A 23,266-nucleotide genomic window follows, 5' to 3' on the forward strand; every position below is an offset into this window, starting at 1 on the left:
CCCAAAACGCGGGGCGTTTTTTTAAGTCAAAACTGTTTCGCCACTGATGCGAAGCGGCGCGCGGCCTCCTCCAAATCCGCGAGGCCAAGCACGCCAAAGCTCAAGCGGATGAAATTCTTTTCCGGCGAATCACCGAAGCACAAATCACCCGGCACATAAAGCACGCCCGCCTCGATGCACGCGTGGCAAAACGCCGAGTCCATGCCCGTGTCGAGTCCGTGCGGCGCCTCCAGCCAGATGTATAGCCCGCCGGTCGGCTCGACCCATTTCCAGCCGCATTCGCGCAAACCGGCCGCGATAAGCGCGCCGTGCAACGCGAGCATTTTCGCCTGGTATGCCGGCCTCAGGCGCGCGAGCTGGCGTTCGTAATTCTTGCCCGCCAGGGCATGCTCCATGATCGCCTGTCCGAAATTCGCGGAGCCGAAATCGTGATGGCCTTTCACATGGAGCATCCTGCCGCGCCACGCCTCGTCGGTGCATGCGCCGTAACCGACCTTCAAACCCGTCGCGAAGGGTTTTGTGAGCGTGGCGGTGTAAAGTTTCGGGAACGGCTTCCAGGCCGGAAGGGCGAGCACGCTGCGCGCGCTGTATTCATTTTCAAAATACAATTCGCGATACGCGGCGTCCTCGATCACCGGGATGAACATGCCTCGCGCCGCGAGAGTTTCGGCGATGCCGTTCTTTTCCGCCTCGTCGAGACAGCGCGCCGACGGGTTGCAGAAATAACTCACAAAATAAACCGCGCGCACACGGCGCCCCTCCTCGCGCAAATCATCGAGCAGCTTGCCAAGCGCAACGGTGTCGATGCGGTTTCCCGCGTCGATGGGCAGCGAGCGAGCCTCAATGCCCAGGCCGCGCAGCATTTCCAAAAAAACAAAATAGCTCGGACGATCCACCAGCACGACATCGCCCGGATCACACAGCACCTGCATCGCCAGATACAACGCCTGCTGTGAGCCGTTTGTAATGAACACATCCCGCTCGGACAGGCTCCCGTCGCTCCCAAGACGGTCCGCGCGCGAAATCCGTTCCGCAATCAACCGGCGCAAGGTTACGCGCCCCTGGTTTGTGCCGTATTGGAGAAACTCATTGTTGCTCGCCACCGCGTCCGCGCACAACGCCCTCCATGCCTCGCCGACAAAATCCACCGGCAGCGTGGCATTGTCCGTGAACCCCGCCGCAAGCGACAACAGCCCCGGCGTTTCCAGCGCCATCGCCATGAGGCGGGCGATTGTCGGCGGAGCGGCGCGCTCGCCGAGCCGGGAAAACATAGTGGTGTGGTTGTGCGTGTTGTGTGATGCGGACATGAAAGAAAACGTCATCAAAGAAAAATACCCCGCGCCCGCTTTGGCGACGCTTGTTTTTTAAAACACGAGTGCCGTGCCAAGGTTTGTTTTTTTAACAGCCGGGGCGTGCTCGCCGGGCTCGACAAGAATTACGAGGAGGAAACGCGCCGGGTTCGACGTTTCAAGCGGTGGCAACAATCCACCAACCACCCCACCCCATTAACGCCGCGCCTGAAAAATGGTCTTATTCGGATAATGGTGTCACGGAATGGCGCAAACAGCGCTTGCAAGCCGCGCCGGACATTCGTCTTAATTTGCACTTCTTGCTGGCAGCAAACCGCTCATGCCCGGGTGGTGGAATGGCAGACACGAGGGTCTTAGAAGCCCTTGCCGAATGGCGTGCAGGTTCAAGTCCTGTCCCGGGCACCATTTTTCTCGCGCGTCGCAATGACCGGGAAAGCGATCAGGCGGTCGCATCACCGCCGTTTGATTTGAATTATTTCGCCAGCAATTTTTCGAGTTGCTGTTCGAGGTCGTTACCGCGCAGGTCGGTGGCGACGATCTTGCCCTCCGCGTCCAGCAGGTATGTGGTGGGAATCGTTTCGACCCCGTATTTTTCGGAAAGCGTGTTTTGAGGATTGTCGCCTTCAAAGTATTGCGGCCACGGCATTTTTTGCTGCTCAATGTATTTCAGGAGCGCGTCCTTGTCGCGGTCGAGGCTGATGCCAATTATCTCAAATCCCTTGTCGTGATATTTTTGATACGCGGCGAGGACGTTCGGAATTTCCGCGACACACGGCGGGCACCATGTCGCCCAAAAATCGATGAGCACCACCTTGCCCTTGAATTGCGAAACAGTGAGCGGTTTTCCAGCGATGTCGGTCACGGAAAAATCGGGAAACACCTTGCCGGGTTGCAGCGCGGCCCTTGTCGCCTGTATCTCGCGAAGCTGCTTGAGTTGCTTGAGCATGTCGTCGACATGCGCGGCGGCCTGAGAGGTTGGATAATCCGTCTTGATGCGTTTCACGAGCGCCTCGGCCTTGTCGAAATCGGTGAGCACCTCGGCGTAAAAACCGGACTTCATGACGAGCACTTCGGCGAGCTCATCCGCGGGCGCCTTCGGGTTGGCGGCGATGATTTTATCGAACTCGGCGAGTTCGCCCGCAAACGCGGCCTCCGTTGGCTGTCCGGAAAAGTTTTGCAGCTTTTGGCGAAGCGAGGTCACCACCTTGCCCACTGCCGTCCGCACGTCGCCCGTTCCAGTCTGGGCGTTAATGGCCGGCGCGCACACGCCCGCCGCAATTGTCGCTGCAATCAAAATCATCCAGTGCTTCGTTTTCATGAATTGTATAAGTTGTGTTAGAGTCATTGGCGGCGGGTTTGTTCAACCGGCCTTCCGTAAAACGCATGCGAAATTCCAGCGGCGCGCGCGTTGCGCATACCGGCGGGATCGCTCACTTGCTGAGCGCCTTGCGAACTTGTTTGTCGAGTTCGTCGCCGTGAAGATTTTTCGCGATGATGCGGCCTTCGCGATCAAGCAAAAATGTAGAGGGAATCGAAAGCACGCCGTATTTCTCGACCATCCCGCCGTCCCACGATTTCCCATCGCAGGCCTGCCTCCAGGGCATGTTGTTTTTCGCGATGAAGGCGCGCAATGTCGCGATGTCCTTGTCGAGACTGATGCCGATCACCTCGAAGCCGTCGGCGCGGTATTTTTGATGCGCGGCAATCACGCCGGGCATTTCTTCGCGGCACGGCGGGCACCATGTGGCCCAAAAGTCCACGAGCACGATCTTGCCGCGATACTGCTCCAGTGAAAGCGGTTTGCCGTCGATGTCCGTCAACGCAAACGCGGGGAACTGCACGCCGGGCTTGAGGGAGTCGCGGATCGCCATGCGCACTTTGCGCGCCTCGGCCTTGGCAATGTATTCCCCGACCCTGCCCGCCTGCGTGGTAGAGGGAAACTCGGTTTTTATCCGGCGGTAAATTTCAATCGCCTTGTCGGGATTGTCGAGGAAGCGCTGGTAAAGCGATCCTTTCGTGACAAGCACCCGCGCCACGTCGTCGCTCTGCTCGGCCTTGTGGGTGGCGACGATTTCGTCGAGCGCGGCGATCTCCTCCTTGAGCAATTTTTCCGTGGCCTCATCGACCGCGGCCAGTTTCGCGCTGATGCGTTTTTCAACCGCCTCCAATTTTGCCGCGACGCCGGTTTTCCCGGATGCGGTTTGCACGGCCGCGAGCCATGCCGCCTGATCCGCCGCGCAGCTGCCGCAGAGCTCGCGCCCGGCAAATATGACCGCAAGCGGCGCGATGATGGCGAAAAGGAGATATGCGTATGGCAGATTTTGTTTCATGGGTGATTTTGATGGTTGGTCTTCGCGAATTGTGTGGCAGAAATCAGCGCCCGTGTCAGCCACGCATGAGCGCCTCGATTTTGTTTTTCGAGTTAATCACGTTTTCCACGGACACGCGCGGGCTGAGCTCAAGCACCAGCATGTGATGCGGTTTCCAAAAACGGCTGACCATTTCAAAATCGATTTCCCCCGCGCCGATGGGCTGGTGATCGCGGCCGTCGGCGGTCGTGTCGTGCAAATGGAATCCGGCAAGCCGCCCGGCGTTTTTCTCCAAGTGCTCGCGGTGCGAAAGGATGCCCAGTTGCTCCTTCAGTCGCGCATGCCCCGTGTCGTGCCAGTAGGCGGCGGTATTGGGCCGCGCAAGGCCGTCGAGCAATTCCCCGAACTGATCGTCGAGCGGCAGCTCGTCGGGACGCTCGCGGTTTTCAAACCCAAGCGTCACGCCGCGCTCGACCGCGTATTCGCGGATTTCCCCGATGCTCGCGCGCACCTGATTCCAGTAGGGGGGCATGCGCTCGCGAACTTTTCGGAGAACTTTTTCGCACAACGCCGCAAAGTCCGCCTCGCCCGCAAAACGCGCCGGCGCGTCATTTGCGCTGTAATATTCATCGGCGCGGGCGAGCAGTTTTTTCACGGGATTCCTCCACCAAAAACGCACGCTGCCCAAATGTGTCACCAGCACCCGCGCGCCAACCTGCGCCGCGAAATCCAGCGAGCGCCGTGTCTGCCGCACCCATTGATCGTGATGCGTCGGATCGCCGACCGACGGCTCGTAGGCGTTAGGCGCGGGGCGGCTGAACCCCGTCGGAAGCGGACAAAAATTGTGCGTCGAGCCGACCTTGATCACGCCCTCCTCAAGCGCGCGCAAAATCCCCGGCACCAGCGTGACCTGAACCCCGTGGCTCAACTCCGCATGGGAAAACCCCATATCCGCAATCTCGCGCAACATCGCGTAACCATCCGTGTGCCGGTGCGAACACCAGCACGTGGAAAGCGCGAGCGTCGGAAAACTGGATTCGGCGGGGCTCATTTGAGGTCAATGTGACAGCGTCATTTGTTTGAAATTCTCAGGATAACGGTAGGGCGAAGCCTCCGGCTGAGCCGTTCATCTTTCAGGCGATTTGGCGCTTTCGGCTCAGCCGGAGGCTTTGCCCTACCCATGGAAATGCAAAAAAACACGGCCATGGGCATAACAAGCCTGCCCCTCCCCTTCCCCGCAAACACAAAAACCGCCTGCGACATCGAAGTCATCAGGCGGTTCGAAAGTGAAAACAGCGTGTCTACGCTCAGTCCGCGTAACGGCGGCGGAGCATGGCGGTGAAGGCCATGACCTTCTCCTTGCGGCGGCGCTTGTCACAAGGTTTTTCGTAGTAACGCTTTGCGCGAACACCACGGATGATGTTTTCGCGCTCGAGCTTCTTCTTCATGCGGCGGAGCGCACGATCAACGGGCTCGTTTTTGCGGATTTTGATTTCGATGGACATGTGTGTTTCTTAACGGATTGGTCGGAAAAAGATGTGAACTACGCAGGATATCCGCCCCCGCGTCAAACGAAATTTCCTAACATTCTCATCATCCCATAAGCGCCATGCGGTGGTGTTTGAAAATGCGAGCATGTGAGGAAAGGAACCCCTCGTCAAACGTGTCGTAATACACCGCAAAACATCTCGCCGGGAAACCACGGTCGGCATTACGGCCACCGCGCATCCCAAGGTGGGTCAATTCCTCGTGTCTGCTACCGGGTCAGTTCTCAGTGCCTGTTTGCAGAGCGTTTGCTCCACCGTGCTTAGCACCACCTTGTCCAGGTGGCCTTTGATCATGCTTTCGTCCACGCGGATCACTCCGCCAGACAGCGCTTTGCCGACGGCCTCGTTGCCGCCTTCATCTGGGTTTTCAGTTTTTTGGTTCATCGGGAGTAGTCCCCCGCTGCTATAGCTTTAAAAAATGTGCGCAAGTTTCCGGACGTTATCGAAAGGCCCCCTCGTCAAACGTGTCGTAACACACCGTAAAACATCTCGCTGGGAAACCACGGTCGGCCTTGCGGTCACCGCGCATCCCAAGGTGGGTCAATTCCTCGTGCCTGCTACCGGGTCAGTTCTCAGTGCCTGTTTGCAGCATAATAACGGCGCCCTGATTCCCAACTCGGCCGCAACCGTGGCCGCGCCGCGACCACTGCTTTTCCAATGCTCCAGCGCCTCCTGTTTGTATTCCTTGGTAAACTTGCGTTTTTCGCTCACGGGTTTGCTTGACTGCGTTTTCATCGGGCTCTTTGGCTTTTGGTCCCTTCACCCCTGTCCGTCAATTCGGGGCATCCGCAACCTGACCCTTTCAGTTGCTTCCGAAGCGATTAAATCCGTAACACTTAATCCTTATTTTTCGAAAAGGGATCAACAAAACTATCAACAATTTCAATAACACCTCCAAGTAAAAAGACAACAGCAACAAATTTTGAATATAAATTGTTAAAAAAATAAAAAATAGAACAAGATGCTAAAAGAGATAAAAAACCAAGAACTAAATGAATCATTCTAGCGGCACGACGGCGTTGTTGACGCCGCACCGCTTTAGCATCGGAGCACTTCTTCATTTTCATGGATACATGTTAAATGGGCCAGGCACGACTGAAATTATATCTCCTTCTTCCAGGCCTAAATACTTCAGTTCTTCGAAGCCCTGATCATTACTCCAATCTTCTGGTGTAAGGTCAATATCTTCGACTTCGATATAGTCATTGCCAATTTGATAACCTACATAGGCTCCTGTGCCCACAGCTGTTCCCATTGATAATGGCAATAATATTTTGATCCCAGTTTCAATAGTGTAGGCTACAACCATCCGATAGCCACCCCATTTAACCGCAAACCCCATCCATTGATTTAGTCCTAAAGATCCAGAGAGTAGTTTTGGCAGCTCAAGAAGATTAAATCCTGCATTCCTTAACCCTTGCGGGACGAAAGTCCACCGTTGGGGTATTAGCCAATGGTGTAAACTTTTCCCCATCGCTGGCCCATTTGTCTTCCAATAAGCTTTACTGATAGCTTGAAATGTTCGCGTGTCCCAGAAAAAGCGCTTCACTTGCGTAACAACACGTCCGACATTTATAGAATTTTGCGCATTATTTCTAAACCATTGTGTGATATTTCCTAAAACATCAAAAATGAAAAAATTACCACTTGGATCAATCCCGCTAGTTGGACATCCATGAGCATATAGATATTTGTGTAATGAGCGTGGCTCTGTGCAGGCTCCTTCAAAGTTGTCCTTCGTCCAGAAGCGGCCTGCGTCCGTATTTAGATACCGTGCACGATTATAGTATAACCCAAGATCAGAATCATACTGTTCGCCAGCGTAGAGGTAAACATTGTCTGCCGCTGTGCCGGAGCTCCATTTGTTAATCAGCGTGCCGTAACCGTCGTAGGTGTAGCGGTCGGTGATACTGCCCGCGTCGTCTGTCAGGTAACGGACGGAGCCGAGGCCGTCGTAGCCATAATAGCGAGTTTGGTAGGTGCCATCGCCTTGGCGGTGTTGCTGGCTGATGCGGTCGAGGCCGTAGGTGTAGCGTTTTTGGACAATGCCGCCCCGCACCTCTTCTATAACTTGGGCGTAGCCGGTGAGGCTTTGGGTGTCGACGAGGTAATAGGTGGTCGTGCCGTTGACCGTCTTGCCGACACGGTTGCCATCGGCGTCGTAGATGATCGTGATGGTGTTTCCGCCGCCAACTCGCTTGATGAGGCGGTTGTTGTGGTCGTAGATGTCGGTGACGGTTTGCGCCGCCAATGGCAGGCCCGTGAGGTGGTTGATGCCGGCGGTGTTGGCATGGCCGGTCAGGGTGTTGCCGTTGTTGTCGTAGGTGTAATTGTGGGCGTCAGCGCTGAGCAGGCGGTCGTTGAGATCGTATGAATAAAGCCCGACCGAGGGGAGGTTGGCGATGCCGCTGGTGGCGCGGTTTTGGCGGTTGCCGACTTTGTCGTAGGTGTAGTTGACCGTGTCGGTGCCGTTGACCGTTTCCGCAGTGAGGCGGTTGAGGTTGTCGTATGCCCAATCGGTGGTGCGGGTGACGCCGCCGATGGTTTCAATCAACTGGCTGCGGTGCCCGCTGGGGCGCAGGGTGTAGTCAAATGCCGCCACCGCGCCGCCGGAGCCGGTTGTTGTGATGTTGGCGAGGCGGTTGAGCGCATTGTAGGTATAGCTGGTGGTGACGCCATTGGGCAGCGTGACGGTGGCGAGGCTGCCGACGGCGTTGTAACCGTAGATTGTTGTGCTGCCGTCCTGATCATCGGCGGCGGCGAGGCGGTTGTCGGTGTCGTAATAATAATCCGTGCCGGTGCCGTGGTTCGTGGACACTCGCTCAATGTTGCCGCGAGAGTCGCGGGTATATTCGATGATGCCGGCGGTGGTTTCCTTTTTGCGGAGCCGGCCACGGTCGTCGTAGAGATGGTTTTCGGCCCAGACCACCGTGTCGGAGGCGTCGCGCTGCTCAACTCGGGTGAGGCGTCCGGCGGCGTCGTAGGTTTTGTGCGTGCTGAGCGCGCCGCGAGCGCGCGCGGCGGCGGAGGGCATGACGGTGATCGGATTTCCGTGGCCGTCGTAGGTGTGGGTGGTGGTTTCGCCGTTAAAATCGGTGCGGGAGGCAAGCGAGCCATCGGGATTGTAGGCGAGCGTTTCGGTTTGCCCGAGCGGGAGGCGGCGGGTTTCGCGCTGCCCGGCGGCGTTGTAGGTGTAGGTGGTGGTGCGGTTTTCGGCGTCGGTCTGGCCGGTTTGGCGGCCAAGGGCGTCGTAGGTGTAGGTGGTGATGTTGCCGTCGTGATCGGTGACGGTGGCAAGCTGGCCTCCGAGGGTGTAGGCATAGGATGTGGTCTTGCCCTCGGCGTCGGTCACTTTTTTGCGGCGGCCAAGCTCGTCGTATTCGGTTTCGGTGAACGTGCCGTCGTGATGGGTGGTGCGGGTGCGGCGGTTGTTTTTGTCGTAGGTGTGGGTCGTGGCGTGGCCGTTGGCGTCGGTGAAGACGAGGAGGTTGCCGTTGGCGTCGTAGGTGTTGGTGGAGACGCGGGCGGTGTCGAGCGCGCCGTCGGTGGTGATGTCGAGGGCATCGCCCTTGGCGTTGAGCGCGATGACCGCGGGCGTGAGGCCCGGAGGCGTGACGGTCTCGCGGCGTCCGGCGCCGTCGTAGGTGTAATGGGTGCGGTTGCCGAGCGCGTCGTAGGTGTCGGTGACCTGGCCCGCGGCGTCGTAGCGGGTGAAACTGACCGGTTCGCCGTGGCCGACGGCGGTGGCGGCGGCTTGGGCGCGTGTGAGGCCGGTGCCGAGGTGATAGGTGGCGATGGCGCGTCCCATCGGGTCGTAGTAGGTGCGCGTCCAGATGCCGGCGGCGTCTTTTTGGTGGGTGGCACGGCTTTCGGCGTCGTGGATGGTTTCGGTGACAACGGGTTGCTCGCCGTTGGCCGTGGTCGCGGGCGTGGTGGTGACTTTATGACATTTCCCGCGGCGTCGTATTCGGTGGCGGTGGCGCGACCGGCGGCGTCGGTGACGAGGACGGGCTTGCCGTTGGGATTGTATTGGGTGGTCGTGATCGTGCCGTCAGGATGCGTGGTTTGGAGGACGCGGCCCTCGGGGTCGTTGATATACCCGGTGATTTCGGTGAGGCCGTTTTTGACGCGGGTTTGCTTGGAAACGTGGCCGTGGGCGTCGTATTCAAAGGTGGTGAGGATGCCGTCGGGACTGGTTTGCGTGAGGATTTTGTCGGCGGCGGTGTAGGTAACCTGCGTGGCGCGTCCCGCGGCATCAGTGAACTGCGTGAGGTTGCCGCGCGCGTCGTAGCTGTTGAAGGTGGTGGCGTTGCCTTCGGCGTCGGTGAGCTTGGACGGGAGGCCGTTGCCAAGGTAATCGGTTTTGGTGATGTTGCCGCGGGCGTCTTTTGACTGCGTGGGATTGCCCTGGGCGTTGTAAACGGTCTCGGTGAATTCGCCGAGGTCGTTGATTTCCTTTTTCACGCGTCCAGCGGAGTCATATTCGTAGGTGGTGACGCGGCCGAGCGCGTCGGTTTTTTGGGTGACGGCGTTCGGGTTGAAGGGGTCGCCAAAGGCGTAATTGATTTCAGAGCCGTCGGCCTGCACGGTTCGGGTGATGTTGCCCTCGTCGTCGTAGGCGTGGGCGGTGGTGTAGCCGAGGCGGTCGGTGACGATTTCGGTGGCGGCCTCGGTGTTGTGGGTGTATTCGACGGGATTGCCTAGGGCGTCGGTCTGCCTGATGAGGCGGCCTTGCTCGTCGTATTCGTTGCGGATGGCGGGGGTGTTGTTGGGGTCGATGATTTCCTTGAGGAAGTGGGCGAGGTGCGCGTCGCGGGGGTCGGGCGAATCGGTGTAGTAGGTGAAGCTCGTTGTGGCCCCGGCGCGGTCGGTATGGCCGGCGAGGTCGCCGTTCGCATCGCAGGTGTAGGCGATGGTGTCGCCCTCGGGCGTGGTGATGCCGGTGATGCGGTGAGTGACCGGGTCGCGGTGGATGGTCAGCGAAGTGCCGTTGCTGTGCGTGTAGCCGGTGACGCGGCCCTGCGCATCGCGATTGAATGTGATTTTCTGGCCTTGCGGCGTGGTCTGGTCGATGAGGCCGAGCTTTTCGTCGATGGTGTATTTGTTTCCGGCGACATCGGTGTAGGTGAAGCGGGTCGGGTTGAACTGATAGGCGTTGTAATACGCGTAGCTCTGCGTGGAAAGGGTGACGGGGCCGTTGTCCTCCTGGTCGGGGGTTGCCGAGACGTAAAAGCTCGTCGGGGCCGCGGCAATGGCGAGTGTGCCCTTGGAGCGGTTTCCGGCGGGCTGAAACACCGGCGTCGTCCTCGAGGGGTTGTTGTAGAGCGGGTAGTTGTAGCTGCACGCGGCGTTCACCTCAAAGGTCGAGGTGCTTCCGTCGGGGAACTGGAGCGCGATGAGGTGGCGCGCGCCGGGTTGTTTTTGCAGCGAGTAGGTCGGGACATAAAGCCCGGCCCTGACCTGCTCCCAGCCCGTGGCGATGCTCCGGTTTTTGCGAAGCGTGATGGTATTGACCGCGAGATTCCAGCCGTGGCCGAAATCGCCGTCGATGTCGCGATCGCGACTGTCGTAGGTGCGGACGACCTCGATCGGCACGCCGGACGCGCTGCCGCTGTAATCCTTGAAGCTGATTGTGAAGGGGCCGATTTTGCGCTGGCCCTCAATGACGATTTTCACACTGGCGCTTTCGCGAGTGGCCGGCGAACCGCTGGCGGTGTGCAGGAGGATGCGCAATTCATAGACGCCGTTGCGCATCATGCCGGGTTCAAGGTGGCCGAGCGTGCCGGGAGTGCCGCCGACACCGACACGACGAATATCCCTGGCAAAGGTTGTCCACGACGCGGGGGCGGAGCCCGCGGCGGCCACGGGACGGTATTGCAGTTCGTAGCGGTCGAAATCGGGATCGAGCGCGCTGCCCTTGATTTCGGTGCGTGTGAGCAAGGTGGCGTTGTCCGCCGGCGACGTGATGACGAGGCGGCGGGTGGTGCTGTCGGCATCGGGCGGATAGATGTCGAGGCTCACGGTGGCGGGCGCGCTGTCCATGCCGCCGTCGTTGATCTTGAAGGTGAAGCTGTCCCCGCCCGTGTAGTTTGCGTCCGGCGTGTAGGTGAGCGAGGGAGGCGTGCCCGAGAGCGTGCCGTTGGCGGGATTTGCGACAATGGCATAGGTCAGCAAATTGCCTTCGGGGGAATACCCTTGGAGCGTAATTGTCTGCGGAGTGTCTTGGAAGAGCGCAATGGTTTGGGAAATTGCAACGGGCGGCTCGCCGTCGTCCGGCGGTTCGCCGGTGGTGGTGTGGGTGTAGTGGGAGTAATCAGAGCTTCCGCCGCTGTTGTGGGTTCGCAGGCGGTAGTTGTAGGCGGTGCCGGGGAGAAGCCCGGTGTCGGTGTGGTAGATCACGCCGTTGCCGTTGATGTCGGCGGGATCGACCACTGTGTAAATGGTTTCCCATGCGCCGTCCCCGGCGCTGGCGGGCTTGCGTTGCAGCTCGAAGGTGTTGCCGGCCCAGCCGGTGTCGAACCACATGAGGCGGATGGAAGTGTCGCTGAGATTGTTTGCAACGGGGCCGGATGGTTTTTGCGGCTTGATGACAATCATGGCCTGATCGCTGAACTCGCTCTCCAGCGGGTGCCTGAGCGATGTCAGCTTGTAGTAGTTGGGCGCGCCCCAAAACGCGCGGGTGGTGACATGGAATGTGTCTCTCCCTGAAATATACTGCGCCCCAAAGAACTGGTTGTTGTCGCCGTTCTTCACGTAAAGGAGATAGTTGTCCGGCGTTGGATTCGGGGGCGTCCACTCCAAGCGAACGAGCGGGCTGCCGGTTTCCGGATCGGCGCCGACATAAGTGACCGTGAGGTTTGCCGGCGGAGCCGGTGGCGTGCCCGCGGGCGTCGTAACGGTGAGCGTGCTGCCGTAATCCGAGCGAATGCCGTTTTTGACGGCACGAATGCGATACTGGTAGGTGGTGCTCGGGCTGAGGTTGTAGTTGGTGTGAGAGGTCTGCCCAGTGGAGGTTGAACAGATGAGCGTCCACGCCCCCGATGTTCCCGTGCGACGCTCAATTTCATACCACACGCCGGGCGTTGCTGACGCGGACCATTGCAGGGTCGCGTAATTATAATCAATGGCCGAGGTCGAAAGGGACGACGGGGGCGTAACCGCCCCGATCGAGCCACCCCGACGTGCGCGCAAATAATCAGTGGTTTGCTGACGCTCGCCTTCCGTGAGTGTGCGACTGTAAACGATAATCTCGGCAATTTCACCGGACCATCCGTGATAAATGCCTATGCCGCCATTCCATGGATACACTTGAAATGGCATCGCCGGGGTTTGGACGAGCGTATTGCCATCAAGGCGGGCAAACCACTCGCTTGCAGTCGCCGCCGCGTGATAGATTCGCCAGTCATCGAGCGGAAGCCCGATGGACATGCTGTCCATATCCACCGAATCGTAGCCGCGGCCAAAGGAATCACGGATGAAACTTTGCCCGCTGTATTCCAGCCCCCATGAATGGCCAAGGCTTAGAGGAACGCCGAATGCCCAGGGGTCGGATTTTAGGAGGACAAAATACTCGGCTGAAGATGCTCCCGAATCGATGCAATTGGAAAAGATTTTCAGCCCCGGGTCGTTGCTCCACATCGGCTCATAACGCAGGGACGGACTGCCGTTCAGCCCGTTGTGAATCACTGTGAACCCGCTGTCCTCGCCCATTTTCCAATAACCGGTGGCCTCGGCTCCGCGCCAAGGGGAGAGGTAGTCGTTCCAGAAAACGACCGTGTCCATGCCGGTCTGCATGGAAGGCATGATTTGCACACCCTCGTCAGAGCGCAGCCACAGGGTGGGATTCGACGCGGGGGTTGACGCGTGAGTTGACAGGATACCTGCAAACACAAAAAAGATGCAGGTCAATATGGCGGGGACGTTATGCTTGGGCTTCATATTAAATATGTAAAGATTTGACTATTAACTGATTATCATTATAAATCAGCCTCGGGGCTATTATTGCAAATGATTATAAGCACGACGCATACCCAACTGGTCAACCAAAATTTTTGTTATGAAAATAAAATAGCAGTAAAAACACACATGAACTTTTGACAAGGCCGGCGTGAATCTTCGCAGCTCGCCACGCATATTGGATATCTCACTTTCCGCGATATCACAGCGGCATCTCGCAAGGCCGGATAACGATTGCCGCAGTCCGTCCATCTTTGTTCATTTTGCCCGTTGATAATTCCCGCCGCAGGCGTTGCCATTTGTTTTTTCCATCTTCGATTTCAACTCTCGGTTTTTCCATTTTTCCCGTGTCCGCTCCCATCGTCACCAACGTCACGCCCTCCGCGCCCGCGAAGGATTTTATCCACCTCCACGTCCACTCCGACCGCTCGCTGCTCGACGGGTGCTGCCAGGTTGACAAACTTTGCAAACACGCCGCGTCGCTCGGCATGACCGCGCTCGCCCTCACCGACCACGGAAATCTCTTCGGCGCGATCGACTTTTACAACGCCGCAAAAAAGGAAAACCTCAAGCCCATCATCGGTTGCGAAATCTACCTCGTCGAGGGCTCGCGACTCGAAAAACAGGGCCGGGCCGAGGACGGCAAATCCTACTACCACCTCGGGCTTCTCGCCAAAAATCTCACCGGCTACCAAAACCTCCTCAAGCTCGTCTCCGATGCGCACCTGCACGGCTTTTATTACAAACCGCGCGCCGACTGGGAAACGCTCGCGAAATATTCAGAGGGCCTCATCGCGTTCTCCGGCTGCCTCGCCGCGATCATCCCGCAACACCTCATGCACGATCGCGAGCAGGAGGCCCGCGCCGCATGCGCCCGTTTTGTCGATATTTTTGGCAAGGAAAACTTCGTCATCGAAATCCAGGACCACGGCATCCCCGAGCAAATCAAAATTATCCCCGGACTGCTCAAGCTCGGCGAGGAATTCGGCCTGCGCGTCATCGCCTCCAACGACGTCCACTACATCCGCGACACCGACGCCGACCCGCACGACGCCATGCTCTGCATCCAGACCGGCGCCAAGCTCGAGGACCGCGACCGCATGCGTTTCGACACGAAGGAGTTTTACCTCAAATCGCACGACGAAATGGCGCGCCTCTTCGCCGAGGTCCCCGAGTCGATCACCAACACCCGCGCCATCGCCGAGATGTGCGACCTCAAGATCCCGTTTCCGAAAGGCTCCGAGCGTTACCCGAAATATCCCCTGCCCGTCGAAATCAAAAGCGTGTATTCACCTTCTGAATACCTCCACAAACTCTGCGTCGACGGCCTCAAGCAACGCTACGGCATCGACCACGACGAGGTCGCCGCGCGCCCCGCCGTCGCCGAACGGCTCGAAAAACTCGCCACCGCCCTCGTCGCCGGGCAAAAGGCAGTCGAGGAGCGCGGAATCACAATCGACAAACTCGCCCCCGGGGAAAAACCCCAGCCGCCCGACAACAACGGCCTCGCGCCCGAGGAGATCCTCGTCGTGCGCACCGCCTACGAACTCGCCATCATCAACCTCACCACCTACGTCGATTATTTTCTCGTCGTCTGGGACTTCATCCGCTGGGCCAAGGAGCACGACATCCCCGTCGGCCCGGGGCGCGGCTCCGGCGCGGGCAGCCTCGTCGCCTACCTGCTCGCAATCACCAACATCGACCCCATCCGCTTCGGCCTCCTCTTCGAGCGCTTCCTCAATCCCGAGCGCGTTTCCGCGCCCGACTTCGACATCGATTTTTGCATGCGCCGCCGCGGCGAAGTCATCGACTACGTCCGCGAAAAATACGGCCGCGATTGCGTCGCCAACATCATCACCTACGGCACCATGGGCGCGAAAATGGCCATCCGCGACATCGCCCGCGTCAACAGCCTCTCCTTCGCCGACTCCGATCGCATCGCGAAGATGATCCCCGACGAGCTCAACATCTCGCTCACGGACTCGATCAAAAAATCCGCCGAGCTCCGCCTCGAAATCGACCGCAACCCCGGCACCAAGCGCATCATCGACACCGCCCTCGTCGTCGAGGGCATGGTGCGCAACACCGGCAAGCACGCCGCCGGCATCATCATCACCGACAAGCCGCTCGACGAATTCGTGCCGCTCACGCTCCAGGAAGGCGACGTCACCGTGCAATACGACATGAGCGCCGTGGGCAAACTCGGCCTCCTGAAAATGGATTTTCTCGGCCTCAAAACGCTCACCATTATTTCCGACGCCGTTGAAAACATCCGCCGCACCGCCGATCCCGATTTCGACATCGAAAAAATCCCGCTCGACGATCCCGTCACCTACAAACTCCTCAACGCGGGCAAAACCGTCGGCGTCTTCCAGCTCGAATCCGAGGGCATGCAAAACGCCGCGCGCCAGGTCGGCATCTCGTCGATCGACGACATCAACGCCATCTCCGCGCTCTACCGCCCCGGCCCGATGCAGTTCATCCCCAACTACGCCGCCGGCAAAAAAGACCCCGCCTCAATCACCTACCCCCACAAACTCCTCGAACCCGTCCTCAAGGAAACCTTCGGCGTCATCGTCTACCAGGAACAAGTCATGGAGTGCGCCCGCGTCATCGCAGGCTACACCCTCGGCGGCGCCGACATGCTCCGCCGCGCCATGGGCAAAAAAGACCAGGCCGAGATGGACCGCCAGCGCGGCATCTTCGTCGAGGGGGCGAAAAAGACGAACAACATCGACTCCAAAAAAGCCAACGAGATCTTCGATTTGCTGAACAAGTTCGCGCAATACGGCTTCAACAAATCGCACTCCGCCGCCTACGCCATGATCGCGTATCAAACCGCGTATATGAAGGCCAACTACCCCGTGCAATTCATGGCCGCCGTGCTCACCGCCGAACTCGGCAACGCCGAAAAAGTCTCGCACTTCATCGCCGAGGCCGAGGCGATGGGCATCACCGTCCTCGGTCCCGACATCAACGAATCCGGCCCCAACTTCACACCCGTTGTCGCGCGCGCCGCCGAATCAGGCGGCACCACGGGCGACTCGCCCGCGCCATCCGGCAAAATCCGTTTCGGCCTCGCCGGCATCAAGGGCGTCGGCGAGCAGGCCGCCGTCAAATCGCGCGACGAACGCGATGCCAACGGCCCCTACACCGGATTCGAAAACTACATCCTCCGATCCGACCCGCGCGCCATCAACAAACGCGTGCTCGAAAACCTCGTCGCCACCGGCGCGTTCGATTTCAGCGGCGAGGAACGCGAAACCCTCTTCCCCCGCATCGACCTCGCCCTCGGCGCGCTCAGCGAGCTGCAACGCAAATACCCCGCGCTCAAAAAGGACGCCGGCAAACCCAAGGAGGAAGCCCCCGCCGGCACGATGCTCTTCGACCTCGGCACGCTCGACAGCGCCCCCCCCATCCCGCCCATGGGCGAACTCGAAAAAGAATTCGCCCAAATCCTGAAACACTCGCGCAAAGTCACCCCCGCCGCATCCACCGTGTCAATCGATGACGACCACGACACGCTCGCCCTCGGCGCGGTCGCCAAAGGCAAAAAGAAAACCGCGTCCACCGGCGCCGCCGAACGCATCCTCACCAAGGAAAACCGCCTCCAGTTTGAAAAGGAACTGCTCGGCTTCTACGTCAGCGGACACCCGCTCAACGAATTCACCGGCCTTGTCGAGGCGCTCGACACCCACGCCATCGGCAACCTCATCATGCTGCCCGACCGCACCGAGTTTCGCCTCTGTGGCATTTGCAGCAACATCGCCAAGCGCCTCTCGAAAAAAGACAACCGCCCCTGGGCCTCATTTGTCCTCTCCAACAAAAACGGCGCCATCACGCTCAACATGTTTGCGAGCACCTACGAGGAATACGGCGCGGTGCTCGCGGAAAACGCCCTCGTCGCCGTGCAAGGCATGGTGCAGGTAAACAAGGAAGGAGAAAAGCGCATCCAGCTCAACGAGTGTTATTCGCTGGCGCCGTTCATCGCGCAAAATATCCGCCGCATCACCTGGCTGCTAAAACCGGATCATCCCGAATTGCCCGAATTCCTAAAAGCGTTGCGCAAAACCCTCGACCAAACCCCCGGAAAAACCGAAACCTCCTTCGCGTTTCTTTTCGAGGACCGCGTCGCGCCCATCGCCGAGGCCGTCGATTCACTGGCATGGACTTTCACGACCGAGTGCTTCAACCAAATCCGCAACCACCCCGCAGTCCTTGGCGCGCAAATCCACGTCAGGCCGCTCATCCTCAAGCGCCAGGAACGCCGATGGGCGCCGAAACGGGATTAGGAATTTTTTGGTTCATCCTGTCGCATTTGAGGCAGGGCGAACCGTCCCGGTGAGCAGTAACATTCCAAGCGCACCGGGACGGTTCACCCTGCCAAAAGACATTTCCTCACGACAGTTTAAGCCGAAACAGCTCCAGATCAAACGACGCCCTTGCGGCGAGTCGCATGGTTCGTTCCTCAAGCACACCTGCTATTTTTTCAATTTTCCCCAAGCTCTTTTCAGAAATCCTCACTTGAGCACGAACGTCAATGAGGACAGCCTACCAGTGCTGCGAAACAGGCGCGAATGGTTCGCGCGCGTTTCTTCTTTCCCATCATGAAACCCAAAACACTTCTGCTCGCCACCCTCCTTTTCGCCATTTTTGCGGGCGCGGCAAACGCCGGCACCATCACCATCAAGTCGCTGCTCGATGAAATGACCGACCGCGACGAACGCGCGCGCTTCCCCGATCCCGCCTTCACCTGCGCGCAATTCAGCAGCTACGATCGCGCCTCAGTCGCGCCGGACAAACCCGGCTGGTTCGCCAACTCCGACCGTTCCATGTTTCTCCGCGTCGAGCGCAACAACGGCCGGCGCGAGTTCGTCATGCTCGACGCCAAGGGGCCCGGCGCCATCGTCCGTTTTTGGATGACGTTTGCGGGCAAGGATTGCGGACGCGGCACCATGCGCATCTATATCGACGGCGCCGGCACGCCCGCCGTCGAGGGCACGGCGTTCGACATCCTCAGCGGCAGCATCATCGCCGGCCCGCCGCTCGCCGCGTCCGTCTCCGAGGAGACGCCCTACGAGCGGCGCGGGCACAATCTCTACTTCCCCATTCCCTACGCGAAGCATTGCAAAATCACCTACGAAAGCGGGAACCTGCGCGAGGACGACCCCGGCGCGAAAAAAGGCGACACCGAGCGCGTTTATTACAACATAAACTATCGCTCGTATCCCGCCGGCACGCCCGTCGAATCCTTCTCAAAATCCGTCGCGCAACGCCACGCCGCCGCCATCTCCAGCGCGCAGGAGAAACTCGCCTCCGGAGCCGCCGGGCTCGCCCCCGCCGGCAATTTCACCGGCCTCGTCGCCGATCTCGCGCCCGGCGCGAGCCACGCCGTCACCCTGCGCGGCCCCGCCGCCGTCGCCAGCATCGCGTTGCGGCTGCGCGCGCAAAACCAGGAGCAGGCGCTCCGCTCCACCATGCTCGAAATCACGTTCGACGGCGAACAAACCGTCCGCGTGCCCGTCGGCGACTTCTTCGGCATCGGTTACAAGCAGCTTCGAACAAACACGTATAACACCACGACTGACGAATCCGGCCTCATGCGCGCCGCGTGGGTCATGCCGTTTGAGAAAAACTGCGTCGTCACGCTGCGCAATCTCGGCGCGCAGACCGTCCGTGTAACCGACGCCGCCGTCGCCACCAAGCCGTGGAAATGGGATGCGCGCTCCATGCACTTCGGCGCGGGCTGGCGCCAATACACCAAGGTCCTCGCCGGCCCCCATGACAAAGCCGTCGACCTCAACTACGCCGAACTTCGCGGCAAGGGCGTTTATGTCGGCGACAATCTCGCCATCTTCAACACCACCTACCGTTGGTGGGGCGAGGGCGACGAAAAGGTCTATGTTGACGGCGAAAAGTTCCCCTCGCACATCGGCACCGGCACCGAGGATTATTACGGCTACGCATGGTGCCGCCCCGAGGTTTTCACCGGGCATCCGTTCATCGCGCAGCCCTTGGGCGAAGGCAGTTTCGCCCCAAAACTTTCCGTCAACACCCGGTATCGCGGCCTAGACGCCATCCCCTTCGGCAAATCGCTCCGCTTCGACATGGAACTGTGGCACTGGTCGCCCACGCGGGTGAACTACGCGCCCGCCGCCTTCTGGTATATGCTCCCCGGCGGACGCAGCCTCGCGCCCGACAACACCGCCGACGCCCGCGAACCCGTCGCGCTCGACCGCGGCGATATCATTCCAACCGATCTCCGGCAGGACAAGGACGGCGCGCTCTTCATCGAGGGCGAGGATTTGCTCGTTGAAAAAACCACCTCCGGAAAAGCCGCCGCGCAATCAATCAAGCGCCCCATGCCGTGGAGCGGCGGCGCGCAACTCTGGTGGCGTGACCTCAAGCCCGAAGCCCGCGCCACCTTTGCCTTTTATTCCGACGTCTCCGGCCGCTTCGACATGACCGCATTCCTGACCACCGCGAACGACTACGGCACATTTGTTGTCCGGTTGAACGGAAAAATCGTTTTCAAAAATCTCAACCTCAACACGCCCGAGCTCTACACCACCACCGCGCAAGCCGGCGTCGAACTCGTCAAGGGCAAGAACACCCTCGACGTCGAACTCGTCGCGCCGTCCAAGCATCCCGGCGGCAAAACTCACTTCGGCCTCGACAGGCTGCGGTTCAAGTGAACGGGGCTGCGGTTTCGGCGGTTCGCGCGATCGAAACAATCCGACAACCGCCCCGCCCAAAACGATCCTGCGATTTCCAAAACCGCACCCGGCCCGGTCAATCAAGCCGGCCTATCGCATCGGCCCTAGCATCCAGAGTTGATACTGGATTTTTTCTATTTCGTCGAAGAGGCCGAGTTCGGCGGCGGCGCGCATGCGCAGGCGCAGCACGAGTTCCGACTCGGCCCAGTCGGCCGGCAGGCGCGATAACGCGAGCCAGCCGTCGCCCATGCGCGCCGGTTTGCTCCAAAGCGCGTCAATCGCCTCCATGACAAGATCGGCGGGCGCGAGCGGAAGCGAGGCGTCGGTCGCACCGGGCGAGACGAGGAAACGCATCGCGCCGACCTGTGTCTCGCTGCCGGCTTCCCTGACGATGACGTTGTAGATGCGATCCGCGCGCAGCACGCGATCCTGCGTGGTTTCGAGCTGGTCGATGCGCAAGGGCGGGAGCACATTGATCGCGACACGGGGTGGAGCGACGGGATCGGCGGGATCAACAACCGCCACGTCATAACGCACGCCGGGGCGCGGCTCCCACGTGATGGTCGGGTTGGTAAAACGCGTCACACCGAAAGGCGAGGTCACCAGCACGCGCCCCGTGCTTTCGCGCGGACCGCCGTAACGCGCCGTGATGAGGATTTCCTTTGGCGAAACCAGAAAATCGACCGCGTCCTTCTTGGGCTCCCGCGCGGGTTCGGGGCGGAGGGTTTCGGGACCCTTGATTTTTTTTGAGGAGGCGTCCTCGGGGTGCACGACGATGATGTTTGCACGCGCGGGCACATCGATGGCCGAGCCGGAGGGAACGGCGAGGGTGGTTTCAAACGGAATATTTTTTCCATCAACGCGAACCGTGGTCGCGCCGCCGGTGGAAACGAGATAGGCGGCGGGCATCACGAGCTCGGGCTCCTTGTTCCATGCGCGCATGAAAAACGAAACCGCCACGCCGGCAAAAACGACGGCGACCACAAAACCCGCCGCCGCAAGCCGTATGATCCGTCGCCTGCGCCGTTCCTCGGGGGTAAGTCGGAAAAGTTCGTCCATGATGCGCGCAACATGAAGGGGAAATAAGGCGGAAAGGGAAAGCAAAACACGCCTCGCTTTTTTCCGAACGTTTTTCAATCCTTCGCGGATATTATGAGCACGGAACAAACCGAATCACTTGTGGACATCGTGGCCAATGCCGCCGCGACGGCGGCGGAACGCCCCTCGTGGGACGAATATTTCATGGCAACGGCGTTGTTGATCTCGACGCGCTCGCCGTGCGAGCGCCTGCATGTCGGCTGCGTGATCGTGAGTGGCGGCGCGCGCAAAAATCGCATCGTGGCAGCCGGCTACAACGGCTACCTGCCCGGCGTGCCGCACATCTCCCGGGTGCGCGACGGGCACGAGCAGTCAACCGTGCACGCAGAGCAAAACGCGGTGGCCGACGCCGCGCGCCGCGGCAGCTCGGTGGAAGGCTGCATCGCCTACGTCACACATTATCCGTGCATCAACTGCGCAAAAATCCTGTCCGCCGCCGGCATCGCCGAAGTGCGCTACCGCGACGATTACAACAACGACCCGATTGTCGCCCCCATGCTCGGCGACGCCGGCGTGCGCATCGTAAAGTTGGGTTAAGCCCTGGCGGACAATGCCAACTCCATCGCAAAATAGCGCGCCAGTCGGGCAAATGACAGCCGGCAGCGCGGCGCGCAAAGGGCAAATACGACGGGTTTCGCAGCCGTCGCGCCCGTCGAAAATTTCGCGATTTGAATTTTTCCCAACTTCCGTGGTTGACAGTCACCCGCCGTGCGCTACCAATCAACCCCTTTTCCTTTCATGAAAACGTTCCTCGCCAAGAAAGAGACAGTGCAGCCCAAGTGGTATCTCATCGATGCCGACGGGCTCGTGCTCGGCCGTCTCGCAGTTAAAGTCGCCAATATTATTCGCGGCCGTCACAAGGCCACCTACACTCCGCATGTTGATACCGGCGATTACGTTGTGGTTATCAATGCCGAGAAAGTTGCGCTCACCGGCAAAAAGGACGAGCAAAACGAATACATGTTCTTCTCCGGCTACGTCGGCGGCGAAAGCTACCGCTCCCTCGCCCAGATGCGCGAGCAGAAGCCCGAGTTCATCATCACACACGCCGTCAAGGGCATGCTCCCGAAAAACCGCCTCGCGGCCCAGATGCTCAAGAAACTGCGCGTCTTCAAAGGTCCGAAGCACACGCACGAGGCGCAAAACCCCGTCACGATCACTCTCAAATAATTAGCCCATGAGCGAAAAAGTCATTCACCTCGGCACTGGCCGTCGCAAAACCTCGGTCGCCCGCGTCCGCCTCTCCGAAGGCACGGGCAAGTTCGTCGTCAACGAACTCGAATACGACAAGTATTTCCCGCACGAAACCTTCTCCAAGGCCGCCTGCGCCCCCTTGCTCGTCGCCGAGATGCGCGACAAGGTTGACGTGACCGTCCTCGTTGACGGCGGCGGTGTTTCCGGCCAGGCCGGAGCCGTTGCGCACGGCATCGCCCGCGCCCTCCAGAAGCTCAATCCCGAGCTTCGTCCCGCGCTCAAGAAGGCCGGCCACATCCGCCGCGACCCGCGCGAGAAAGAGCGTAAGAAAGCCGGCCAGCCCGGCGCCCGCAAGCGCTACCAGTTCTCGAAGCGCTAAAGACCGCGCCAGTTTCTCTTCCAATTTGGAAACCGAAACGCCCTCGAAGCCGAGGGCGTTTTTTTGTGCATTTAAATGTCACTCATGTCGCAAAGCAAAAATCTGTTAATCAAGTTTAAATCCGTTAATTTCTGCCGCCAAAATAATTAATGCTATGGCAAGCGGAAACGGCGTGGCCGTGCATATAAGTGCAAAGCTACAAAGAGCACGAGGACGTTCTGCAGTAATTGCATATAAACCGGACATCCCACCAATCAAAAAGGCTGATAGCGACCAGATTAAAACAAAAGCAAACCATCCCATCGGGCGGATTACCGCACCTGTCGCTATGGAAAAAAATGGGAATGCTGTCACTAGAACCACTGCGTTCGCCAAAAGCCCAACAGCCATCGTGGAAGCCATGAACGGTCGTGTTGAAATCACAGGAAACCGGACCGAACTTCGTGCGTATATAACCACCAATCTGGCAATTCCCATAAATAACAAGAATGGGCCGACAAGCCATCCCATCATCATTAAATTCTCTATTTGGCGTAACATAGGTGTAACCACGGCAAAAATCCCGTCAGTTCTATATTCACCCTGCGAGTCATAGAGCCAAACATCCAGCATTGTCGGCCAAATCATATGAGTCAGCCATAAGCACCCGATAAATGCTACGCTCCACGCGAATACTTTGCCGGCAAGTAGTTTGCTCATATTGCCCCAAACCGTTGATTGGATTTCACATTTATAAAAGAAGTTTTTCACAAGATAC

General features: G+C 59.1%; 15 protein-coding genes, 1 tRNA gene and 2 pseudogenes. 6 read left to right on the forward strand and 12 right to left on the reverse strand.

The features are described from left to right. Positions 1–26: 26 nt before the first annotated feature. Positions 27–1,307, reverse strand: a complete 1,281-nt coding sequence (locus CKA38_RS01305; protein WP_161554651.1) for an aminotransferase-like domain-containing protein — start codon at positions 1,305–1,307, stop codon at positions 27–29. Positions 1,308–1,631: 324 nt separating this feature from the next. Here CKA38_RS01305 and CKA38_RS01310 point away from each other — a divergent pair. Then, positions 1,632–1,715, forward strand: a tRNA-Leu gene (locus CKA38_RS01310). A 67-nt stretch (positions 1,716–1,782) separates the two neighbouring features. On the opposite strand, the gene CKA38_RS01315 is transcribed toward CKA38_RS01310, so the two are convergent. The 9 genes and pseudogenes from CKA38_RS01315 to CKA38_RS17035 form a co-directional block, all read right to left on the reverse strand. Continuing rightward, positions 1,783–2,628: a TlpA family protein disulfide reductase gene (locus CKA38_RS01315; protein ID WP_161554652.1), complete on the reverse strand. Its 846-nt coding sequence runs from the start codon at positions 2,626–2,628 to the stop codon at positions 1,783–1,785. Positions 2,629–2,740: 112 nt separating this feature from the next. Further along, positions 2,741–3,640, reverse strand: a complete 900-nt coding sequence (locus CKA38_RS01320; protein WP_108823893.1) for a TlpA disulfide reductase family protein — start codon at positions 3,638–3,640, stop codon at positions 2,741–2,743. Between the two features lie 55 nt (positions 3,641–3,695). Continuing rightward, a complete protein-coding gene (locus CKA38_RS01325) occupies positions 3,696–4,670 on the reverse strand; it encodes a sugar phosphate isomerase/epimerase family protein (protein WP_236919087.1) in 975 nt (324 codons plus the stop codon). Between the two features lie 256 nt (positions 4,671–4,926). Then, positions 4,927–5,124 carry a 30S ribosomal protein S21 gene (gene rpsU / locus CKA38_RS01330; protein ID WP_108823894.1) on the reverse strand — a complete coding sequence of 66 codons (198 nt, stop codon included), beginning with the start codon at positions 5,122–5,124 and terminating at the stop codon, positions 4,927–4,929. 282 nt (positions 5,125–5,406) lie between these two features. Further along, positions 5,407–5,550, reverse strand: a pseudogene (locus CKA38_RS01335) (IS256 family transposase); the annotation flags it as partial. Positions 5,551–5,706: 156 nt separating this feature from the next. Then, positions 5,707–5,877: a hypothetical protein gene (locus tag CKA38_RS16125; RefSeq protein WP_236919089.1), complete on the reverse strand. Its 171-nt coding sequence runs from the start codon at positions 5,875–5,877 to the stop codon at positions 5,707–5,709. 125 nt (positions 5,878–6,002) lie between these two features. Then, positions 6,003–6,233: a hypothetical protein gene (locus CKA38_RS15180; RefSeq protein ID WP_152032604.1), complete on the reverse strand. Its 231-nt coding sequence runs from the start codon at positions 6,231–6,233 to the stop codon at positions 6,003–6,005. After that, positions 6,230–8,974 (reverse strand): RHS repeat domain-containing protein, encoded by a 2,745-nt coding sequence (locus CKA38_RS01340; protein WP_108823895.1) that lies wholly within the window; start codon positions 8,972–8,974, stop codon positions 6,230–6,232. Before CKA38_RS01340 ends, CKA38_RS15180 begins: the two co-directional genes overlap by 4 nt. Before the next feature lie 2,258 nt (positions 8,975–11,232). Then, positions 11,233–13,104: pseudogene (locus CKA38_RS17035) on the reverse strand (fibronectin type III domain-containing protein); the annotation flags it as partial. Between the two features lie 365 nt (positions 13,105–13,469). Here CKA38_RS17035 and dnaE point away from each other — a divergent pair. Then, positions 13,470–17,414, forward strand: a complete 3,945-nt coding sequence (gene dnaE, locus CKA38_RS01350) for a DNA polymerase III subunit alpha (protein ID WP_236919090.1) — start codon at positions 13,470–13,472, stop codon at positions 17,412–17,414. Positions 17,415–17,729: 315 nt separating this feature from the next. Then, on the forward strand, positions 17,730–19,817 hold the full coding sequence (locus CKA38_RS16775; RefSeq protein WP_152032605.1) for a glycoside hydrolase family 172 protein: 2,088 nt from the start codon (positions 17,730–17,732) through the stop codon (positions 19,815–19,817). Between the two features lie 111 nt (positions 19,818–19,928). Here CKA38_RS16775 and CKA38_RS01360 read toward each other — a convergent pair whose 3' ends face one another. Continuing rightward, positions 19,929–20,897, reverse strand: coding sequence for a hypothetical protein (locus tag CKA38_RS01360; RefSeq protein ID WP_152032606.1), 969 nt, complete (start codon positions 20,895–20,897; stop codon positions 19,929–19,931). 93 nt (positions 20,898–20,990) lie between these two features. On the opposite strand from CKA38_RS01360, the gene CKA38_RS01365 reads away from it, so the two are divergent. From CKA38_RS01365 to rpsI, 3 genes are all read left to right on the forward strand, one after another. Then, positions 20,991–21,473, forward strand: a complete 483-nt coding sequence (locus CKA38_RS01365; protein WP_108823899.1) for a deoxycytidylate deaminase — start codon at positions 20,991–20,993, stop codon at positions 21,471–21,473. Positions 21,474–21,674: 201 nt separating this feature from the next. Next, the gene (gene rplM / locus CKA38_RS01370; RefSeq protein WP_108823900.1) at positions 21,675–22,106 is read left to right on the forward strand and encodes a 50S ribosomal protein L13; all 432 of its coding nucleotides are present in this window, start codon (positions 21,675–21,677) and stop codon (positions 22,104–22,106) included. 7 nt (positions 22,107–22,113) lie between these two features. Further along, entirely contained in the window at positions 22,114–22,509 is a 396-nt protein-coding gene (gene rpsI / locus CKA38_RS01375; protein WP_108823901.1) for a 30S ribosomal protein S9, read from the forward strand. 105 nt (positions 22,510–22,614) lie between these two features. Here rpsI and CKA38_RS01380 read toward each other — a convergent pair whose 3' ends face one another. Next, on the reverse strand, positions 22,615–23,259 hold the full coding sequence (locus tag CKA38_RS01380; protein WP_152032607.1) for a hypothetical protein: 645 nt from the start codon (positions 23,257–23,259) through the stop codon (positions 22,615–22,617). Positions 23,260–23,266: the final 7 nt, after the last annotated feature.

This window comes from Ereboglobus luteus (genome assembly GCF_003096195.1).
GTDB lineage: Bacteria > Verrucomicrobiota > Verrucomicrobiia > Opitutales > Opitutaceae > Ereboglobus > Ereboglobus luteus.